Here is a 7,950-nt window from a genome sequence, read left to right as displayed (position 1 = left end):
TTGCCGATCGACCCGTTGCCGGTCGAATCATTGCCGGAGGTGGAAACGTAGATCCCGACCGCGTCGTCATAGGAGCTGTCCGCCGGATAAGTTTCGCTGACTGGGAGAGTGGTCGTGGTAGTGCTGGCGCTGTTGACTTGAGCGCAGCCGGCGGTAAAACAAAGCCAGCCGCAAGCCAGAACAGCGCAAACTATCAGGATATTTGATCGATCTTTCATAGCTGAATTATATCACAGAAAACAGGGGGCTCGTTGACAAGGCGGGAGGAGAGGAGTAAAGTAAATGCCAAAGCTATCAATGTTGTTTTTCTGCCGCCGGCGACAGAATGGAAAAGGCGCAAATGCTCAACTGGGAGTTTTCTTTTTTATTTGATCCGTTAACGGTTTTATTTCTTTTCATCATTATAACTATATCCATTCCGGTCATTATTTATTCGCTTGGTTATTTATCCGGCAAATATTCCCGCCGCAAGATCATGGTCGGCCAGCTATTGACCCTGGCCTTTATCGCTTCAATGCTCCTGGTAGTTTTGGTCCGGAACACGCTGACTTTCCTGGTCTGCTGGGAAATGATGACCCTGTTGTCTTATTTTTTGGTCATGTTCGAGGCGGAGACCGAAAAGTCGATCAAAGCGGCGACCATCTATATCGTTATGAGCCACGTTGGCGCGGCCTTTATCGCGGCCGGGATTTTTCTCCTTCACTGCTACACCGGTTCGTTCGATCTTTTAGTCTGGCGATTGGCGGTACTGCCGGCCGGGAGTGACGATCTGTTATTCTTCTTTTTTCTGATCGGTTTTGGGATCAAGGCGGGGATCGTTCCTCTCCACCTTTGGCTCCCTTACGCGCATCCGCAGGCACCGAGCCATATTTCCGCCCTGATGTCGGGGGTGATGATCAAAGTAGCGGTTTATGGTCTGCTCCGCTTTATCTTTTTCGCGCTGGGGATCCAGTCGCTTTGGTGGGGAGGGATCGTGATCCTGTTTGCCTGTTTGACCTGCCTGGTCGGGATCATCTACGCCTTGATCGATAACGACCTTAAAACGGTGCTGGCTTATTCCAGCATCGAGAATATAGGAATTATTATGCTTGGCCTTGGGGCGGCGATGATCTTTATCCCTCTTGGCCAGCCGGCTCTGGCCAGCCTGGCGCTGGTCGCCGCCCTTTATCATCTTATTAACCATGCCGCTTTTAAAAGCCTCCTTTTCCTGGGGGCGGGGAGTGTCTACCGGTCGGTGGGAACAAAGAACCTGGAGAAGCTTGGCGGGCTGATCAATAAGCTTCCCTTAACCTCCGCTTTTTTTCTGATCGGCGCGCTGGCGATCGCGGCTTTGCCGCCGCTTAACGGTTTTATCAGCGAGTGGTTGACCCTGCGGGTCTTTTTTCTTGGCGCGCTTGCCGCTCCAGCCGGATTAAAAGTTATTTTCGGGCTCTGTGTTGCCACTCTTGCTTTGACTGGCGGACTAACCGCCGCTTGTATGGTCCGGGCTTTCGGGATGACTTTTCTCGCTCGGCCGAGGAGCGCTAATGCGGAACAAGCGCAAGAGGGACCTTTGACCATGTTATTGGGAATGGGGCTTTTGGTCATTTTACTTGTTGGGCTGGCTTTGGGCGCGGCTCCGATCGTTGACTTGCTGGCAAAAGTCGCCGCTTCCACCGCCGGTTTGCCGGTCCAGACTTTTACCCTAAACCATTATTTTGTCAGCTTGCCGGGCGCCAGCTTGTCTCCCTTGCTGATCGCGGCAACGATTTTTGGGGCGCTCGTCTTGACGGTCGCGGCGGTTTATTTGTTTTTTGGCCGGTTAAGAAGCGTCATCGTCCCGACCTGGGACTGCGGCTATTATCAGTTGACCCCGCGCCAGGAGTGTTCGGCAACCGGTTTTTCCAAACCGTTCAGGATCGCTTTCAGCTTTTTCCTCCAGCCTTCGCGCAGTACTCAAAAGATAAAAGATTCCCATTATCACGTCAGGTCTCTCACTTACGAGTCGGAGACCGCTAAGATCTTTAAGGATTTCTTTTATCTGCCGTTCATTGGCGGGCTGTTTTTGACCGCCAGGGGGATGAAAAGGTTCCAGGCGGGGAGCATCCAGATCTATTTGGCGTATATTTTGATCGTGGTTTTGGTCTTGTTGTTTTTCGCGGGGAGGTTTTAACCGACATGGAATACGGGGAGATTATTAAAATATTATTAATGCTGGCGGCTGCCCCGCTGATCAGCGGAGTGATCTCCAGGATAAAAAACAATCTGCGGCTCCGCCGGGGGCCGGGGATATTCCAGCCTTATTTTAACCTCGGTAAATTATTCAAAAAAGAGGCGCGCTTTTCCGAACACTCTTCCTGGTTGACGAAAGTGACCCCTTATATTGTCCTAGGATCGGTATTGTCCGCGGCTGTTTTTATGCGGGCCGGAGATCTGATCCTCCTGGTCTTTGTCTTGTCGCTGGGGCGTTTTTTTCTGGCCCTGGCCGGACTTGATCCTGCCAGTCCCTTTGGCGGGCTTGGCTCTTCCCGGGAGATGTTCTTTGCCGGTTTTCTTGAGCCGATCATCCTTCTGGCGATTTTTGCCTCGGTTTTGAGCGGCGGCGGAGCGATAAATGCCTCGTCGATTTTGGCGGCGTCGGCTCTTTTTCTGGCGACGCTGGCGGAGACCTCCCGCGTGCCGGTTGATAACCAGGAGACCCATCTTGAGCTGACCATGGTCCACGAGGCGATGGTCCTTGAGTATTCCGGCCGCTCGCTTGCCTTGATCGAACTGGCCTCTTATCTGAAACAGGCGATCTTCTTTTCGCTGATCCTGCTTGTCCTTTGGCCGTTCCTGGTCAGCCGGATCGGCTGGTATCTGCTCTCTCTGCTGGGCTTGGCCGTTATCGTCGCTTTCACGGAAGTCTCGCTCGCCAAAATGCGGCTTTTCCGGGTCGTTGACTTTCTCTTTTTTGCCGGGATCCTCGCTCTGCTGGCGGTCATTTCGGCCGCCCTGGGAGTATAAATGACTTATATTTTATATGGAATATTGCTGACCGCTTTCGCGCTGGTCGCGGCGAAAAGGTTTGGCGCTTTGATCGGTACTTTTCGCCTGCAGGCGGTTTTGCTGGCGGCGCTGGCGTTTATCGAAGCCTGGCACGGAGGAGGATTTGGCATCTATATTATTGCCGTTCTCCTCTTGATCGTCAAAGGGGGGGTGATCCCTTATTTTCTTTCCAGGATTCTCAAGGAGATCGGCGCCTCCGAAGACCTGGGCTTTTTTTTAACGCCCCAGCTTTCCCTCCTTCTGTCGGTATTTTTTGCTTATCTTTCCTGGTAGTTTTCCGGCCGGCTTTTTCCCGGGGAAGATGTTCTGCTCAAGATCTCCGGCACCGCCGCGTTTACTTTATTGCTCGTCGGAACGCAGATCATGATCTTTCGGCTCAAGGCTCTGGCGCAGATCATCGGCTTGCTGGTCATGGAGAACGGGATCTTTCTCCTGGGGATCGCGCTGGCCGGCGGCCTCCCTTTCCTGGTGGAGATCGCGGTCTTTTTAGACGTGTTTATCAGCGCCATGATCATGGGAGTCTTTGTTTACCGGATCAACCGGCTGTTTACCGGGATTGACGTCAGCCGGCTGAACCGGCTGAAAGGATAACAGTGGAACTCTATTCGTTATTATTAATACCTTTGTTTTTGGCGCTGGCCGCTCTGCTGATCGGACGCTCCCGGTCGTTTGGCGCGATCAATGCTTTGGGTTACCTGGCCGAGCTTTCCTGCGGGCTCTTCTTTTCGGCTGCCTTTCTTGAACGTCCCGAGCCCTTTACCCGTGGGCTCTTTTTTGTCGATTCCTTGACCGTATTTTTTGTCCTGGTCATCACGATCGTCGCTTTCGCGGCCGCTCTTTATTCGATCGGTTTTTTGGAGCGCGAGCGGCGGCGGATGAAGGTGACTGATAAAAAGAGCGGGTACTATTATTTTCTTTTTAATCTGTTCATCCTGGCGATGCTCCTGGCGACAATGGTCAACAACCTTGGCCTGCTCTGGGTGGCGATTGAACTGACGACCTTGATCTCCGCTTTTTTGGTCGGGTTTTACAATACCAAGTTTTCAGTCGAAGCGGCCTGGAAATATTTGATCATCTGTTCGGTCGGGATCATTTTGGCCTTGCTGGGGACAATTCTTTTCGCTTACGTGTTTTCTTTAACGGGCGGGATCAGTCTGAATTGGTCCGACCTTTCCGCCGCCGCCGGCCGGTTCGACCCCGATCTGGTCAAATTAGCCTTTATCTTTATCATTGTCGGCTACGGCACAAAAGCGGGACTGGCTCCCATGCATACCTGGCTCCCCGACGCGCACAGCCAGGCGATTTCTCCGGCCAGCGCCCTTCTTTCGGGCCTTCTGCTTAAGACCGCCCTTTACGCGATCATCCGCTATGGCTTGATTGTCGTCAAATGCGTCGGCTTTGGATTTTTCAGCCACCTTATGTTATTGTTTGGTCTTTTTTCCCTGCTTATCGCGGCCGGTTTTGTCCTGGCGCAAAAGGACCTCAAGCGGCTACTGGCCTACAGCAGTATCGAGCATATCGGGATCATTGCCGTGGGGATCGGGCTTGGCGGTCCGCTGGCCCTGTACGGGGCTTTTCTCCACCTCCTTGGCCACGCCGCGGCCAAATCGCTGATGTTCTTTGGCGCCGGCAACATTATTCAAGCCTACGACCGCCACAACATGAGCTCAATCCGGGGGGTGATCCGTGTTCTTCCATTCACCGGGCTCTTCTTTCTGGCCGGCTTGTTTGCCCTGGCCGGCTTTCCTCCGTTCTCCCTTTTTCGGAGCGAGGTCATGATCATAATGGCCGCCTTTGGCCGGGGGTCGTATTTGATCGCCGGATCGCTCTTGTTATTTATGACGGTGATCTTTGGCGCGCTGGTCTTTCACGCCGGCAAGATGATCTTTGGGCCGCGGCCGGCTGAAGTGCCGCCGGCCAAAGAAGACCTGGCCGGCAAGCTGGCCTTTATTTTTCTTTTATTAATTATCGTGGTCCTGGGGGTCTGGGTCCCGGGACCGCTCGACCGTTTGCTTCTTTTAGTCGTCGATACTACGCGGGGTATATAACCATGGAAAAGTTGTTGTTTGAACTGACCAGGCTGGGGATCGTTCCGGTCAAGCTGACCAATGAGAACGAAGTTTATTTGGAGGTTTCACCGGTTGATTTTAAGCCGGCCTGTCTGGCCCTGCACAAACTGCTTCGCTCAACGGTCATGCTGATGTTTGCCGAAGATCGCCGCTCAAGCGAGGGAACGTTCACGATCAGGGCCGGCTTTATTGGAACGAAACCGCGCCAGTGGTATTTTGTCGAGCAGAAAGTTCCCGGACCGGTCTTTGGCTCGATCGCCAAAGATATTTACTCGGCTAATCTTTTTGAACGGGAGATCAAAGAGATGTTCGGCCTGGAGCCGGAGGGAAATCCGGATTGCCGGCGCCTCCGCCTTCACGATGAGGTCTGGCCGGGCGGCTATCCATTAAGAAAAGATTTTGAGTCGGCGGTCCCGGGACCGATCGGAAACTATCCTTTTATGCCGGTTGAAGGCGAGGGGGTCTTTGAGCTCCCGGTCGGCCCGGTCCATGCCGGGATCATTGGGCCGGGACATTTTCGATTTAGCGTCGCGGGTGAGCCGATCATTAACCTGGAAAGCCGTCTCGGTTTTACCCACCGCGGGGTGGAAAAAATGTTCGAGGGACGGGACGCGGCCTCCGCGGCCAAACTTTCGGAATGCGTCGCCGGCGACGCCGCTTTCTCCCACAGCCTGGCCTGTTGCAGAGGGGTGGAGAGGGCTTGCGGGATCACGGTGCCGCCGCGGGGGGAATATTTAAGAGGGATTTTTTTAGAGCTGGAGAGGCTCTATAACCACGTTGCCGATGTTGGAACGATCGCTTTGGACGTTGGTTTTTCTTTTCCGGCGGCGGAAGCTTCCGTTATTAAAGAAAACCTGCAGGCCTTGAACGGGGAGTTGACCGGCAGTCGTTTCTTAAAGCACGTTAATCTACCAGGCGGGGTGAGCCGGGACCTGGACCAGGCGAGCGTTAAAAAATTGCTGGCCCAAACGGCCGTGGCCGCTCGTGATTTTCGGCGCCTGCGCGAAATCCTCTATTCAAGCGTCTCGTTCCTTGACCGGGTCGAGACGACCGGCGCGTTGAGCAAAAAGCTGGCGGAAGACCTTGGCGTGATTGGACTGGCCGGTCGGGCTTCCGGAGTTAAACTTGATCTGCGCGAAGTTTTTCCCGGAGTTTACGACGGGTTGAAGGTCGTCTCCAGAGAAAAGGGAGATGTTTTGGCCAGGCTTGAGGTCCGTCTTGACGAGTTTGAAGAATCGGTCCGGCAGATAGAACGGCTGGCCGCGAGGCTTCCCGAGGGGGCGGTCGCCGGGGATGAACCATTGGTTGGAAGCGGTCGGGCGCTGGGGTGGGCGGAGAGCTGGCGCGGTCCGGTCTTGTACTGGCTTCGGTTTACTGATGGAAAATTGGCAAGGGCCAAGATCGTTGATCCCTCTTTCCATAATTGGATTGGTTTGAACCTGGCCGCGTTGGATAATATTGTTCCCGACTTTCCGGTCTGCAACAAGAGCTTTAATCTTTCTTACGCGGGGAACGACCTATGAGCGTCTTTGACAAGGTGATCGCTGCCCGGCTGGCCCGGGGGATTGTGACCCAGCCGATCGAATATGAAAAACGCGGCGCGGAATTAAAAGACCTGATCGCCGCGAAATTCAGCAGATCGTTCTTTATCCGCGAGGTTGATACCGGCTCGTGCGGCGCCTGCGAATCGGAAATTATCGCCGCGACCAATCCGCTCTATGACCTTCAGCGGTACGGGGTCAGTTTTGTCGCCTCTCCCCGCCACGCCGACGCCCTGCTGGTGACCGGGCCGGTCTCCAAGAACATGGTCCTGGCCCTGAAGAAAACATATGACGCGATGCCGGAGCCAAAGCTGGTTATCTCGGCCGGCGATTGCGCTTTAAATGGCGGGGTTTTCAAGGGCTCTTATTACATTGCCGGCGGGGTCAACGCCGTTTTACCGGTCACTCTCCATATTCCCGGCTGTCCTCCGACCCCGCTGACGCTGGTCAAAGCGCTGATTTCTTTTTTACGTTAGGCCAATGATCGTTCTTAGCCTAGTAAACACCCATATTGGCTTCCCCCTGGCCGGTATTTCGACAGGGGCTGCCAGACTGCAAGTGATAGTCCCCGCCGCCGACAAAGAGGGGGTTGGAATTAATGTTCCCGGTCCCGGGGTAGCTTCCTTGAGGATCGGAATAGGTAACGGTCAGGGAAGATCCATTGACCAGGAATTGGGTTGTGTTATCGCTGTGATTTCCCCAGAAAATACAATTCTTGGCGATAACTGTTGAGCCTCCTTCAATGTAAATAGCATGACCGGTGCTTCCATTGCCGCCAACATTGTCGGCGATGGTGCAATTCTCCAGAATAGTCCTGGCGTTGGCGGTCCCGACTGCCCCGTCAACATAAAGCCCGCCGCTTTGTGTCGCATGATTGCTGGTGTTGGCATAGATCAACTCATGGTAAAGGCGGGTGTTTGCCCCCTCGTCAATAAATAGACCGCTTCCCGCTTCAGGGGCAAAATTACCGGAATAGGTATTGTAGGAGAGCTCAAGGTAAATTGTATCATTGAAGCCGCTGTATTGGCCGCCGTCAATGATCATTCCGCCAGCCCAGCCGTATGCTTCAAGGATACTGTTGTTGGTTATACTGTTATTTGAGATTTTTCCCTTGTAAGCGGCAATATAGACCCCGCCGCCATGATCGGAATACCCATGGTTCCCGGTAATGGTGTTGTTTTCGACCAGGATCGATCTAGTAGGGTCTCTTAATTGAATAAACAACCCGCCCCCTTTGCCGCATTCGTTATTTTGGATAGTATTGTTTGAGACAGTCGCGGACATCCCCCTAAGGCAGATGCCGCCGCCGTAAT

Annotated in this window: 9 protein-coding genes; 7 read left to right on the top strand and 2 right to left on the bottom strand. The window is 53.7% G+C overall.

Annotated elements, in window-relative coordinates:
- Window positions 1-218 (bottom strand): hypothetical protein (locus KKF06_08615; GenBank protein ID MBU1617816.1); only part of this gene is annotated, 218 nt, incomplete at its 3' end.
- A 107-nt stretch (window positions 219-325) separates the two neighbouring features.
- Here KKF06_08615 and KKF06_08610 point away from each other — a divergent pair.
- From KKF06_08610 to KKF06_08580, 7 genes are all read left to right on the top strand, one after another.
- Window positions 326-2,152, top strand: coding sequence for a hypothetical protein (locus tag KKF06_08610; GenBank protein ID MBU1617815.1), 1,827 nt, complete (start codon window positions 326-328; stop codon window positions 2,150-2,152).
- A gap of 5 nt (window positions 2,153-2,157) precedes the next feature.
- On the top strand, window positions 2,158-2,985 hold the full coding sequence (locus tag KKF06_08605; protein MBU1617814.1) for an NADH-quinone oxidoreductase subunit H: 828 nt from the start codon (window positions 2,158-2,160) through the stop codon (window positions 2,983-2,985).
- Window positions 2,986-3,300: a hypothetical protein gene (locus KKF06_08600; protein ID MBU1617813.1), complete on the top strand. Its 315-nt coding sequence runs from the start codon at window positions 2,986-2,988 to the stop codon at window positions 3,298-3,300. It begins immediately after the preceding gene.
- Between the two features lie 90 nt (window positions 3,301-3,390).
- Window positions 3,391-3,618, top strand: a complete 228-nt coding sequence (locus tag KKF06_08595) for a hypothetical protein (protein ID MBU1617812.1) — start codon at window positions 3,391-3,393, stop codon at window positions 3,616-3,618.
- A gap of 2 nt (window positions 3,619-3,620) precedes the next feature.
- Complete coding sequence (locus tag KKF06_08590; protein ID MBU1617811.1) at window positions 3,621-5,075, top strand: hydrogenase 4 subunit F; 1,455 nt, start codon at window positions 3,621-3,623, stop codon at window positions 5,073-5,075.
- Window positions 5,076-5,077: 2 nt separating this feature from the next.
- Window positions 5,078-6,619 (top strand): NADH-quinone oxidoreductase subunit C, encoded by a 1,542-nt coding sequence (locus KKF06_08585; protein MBU1617810.1) that lies wholly within the window; start codon window positions 5,078-5,080, stop codon window positions 6,617-6,619.
- Window positions 6,616-7,113 (top strand): NADH-quinone oxidoreductase subunit B family protein, encoded by a 498-nt coding sequence (locus KKF06_08580; protein ID MBU1617809.1) that lies wholly within the window; start codon window positions 6,616-6,618, stop codon window positions 7,111-7,113. Before KKF06_08585 ends, KKF06_08580 begins: the two co-directional genes overlap by 4 nt.
- 19 nt (window positions 7,114-7,132) lie before the next feature.
- Here the strand turns inward: KKF06_08580 and KKF06_08575 are convergent.
- Window positions 7,133-7,950 (bottom strand): right-handed parallel beta-helix repeat-containing protein (locus KKF06_08575; GenBank protein MBU1617808.1); only part of this gene is annotated, 818 nt, incomplete at its 5' end.

It is taken from the genome of Candidatus Margulisiibacteriota bacterium (genome assembly GCA_018822365.1).
Classification (GTDB): domain Bacteria; phylum Margulisbacteria; class WOR-1; order O2-12-FULL-45-9; family XYB2-FULL-48-7; genus XYB2-FULL-45-9.
This window is presented reverse-complemented; position numbering and strand designations above follow the sequence as displayed.